Origin of the sequence: Methylobacterium platani (assembly GCF_001653715.1) — a bacterium.
GTDB classification, from domain to species: Bacteria; Pseudomonadota; Alphaproteobacteria; order Rhizobiales; family Beijerinckiaceae; genus Methylobacterium; species Methylobacterium platani.
Window position 1 is genome coordinate 1 of the sequence record NZ_LWHQ01000136.1, and the last position, 359, is coordinate 359.

The following is a 359-nucleotide window of genomic DNA, read 5'->3' on the forward strand; positions in this document are numbered from 1 at the left end:
CCGACGCGGTGGCGGGCGGGTCGACATTCGAGGACTTGTCCGTCTTCTGGGCGGTCTGGCCCGGGGCGCAGGGGCCCGCGGACGCGGCGAACGTGCCGGCGAGCAGGAACAGTCCGGCGCCGATCGCGGTGAGGCGTGTCATCGAGTTTCCTCCGAGGATGTTGTCCCCGGCACAACCACGGGTACGGGGCCCGGTTCCTCCCCCTTTGGACTGCGGCAGGCCGGCCCAACCTTCGGATGCGCCCCGACCCGAAAGCCATTCGCCGGGTGCAGCGCTGCCAACCGTTTCGATCACGGAAAAATCGAAAATCGACGCTTGCGTTTTGTGCGCCGCACTGTAGATTGTGCATCGCACGGTC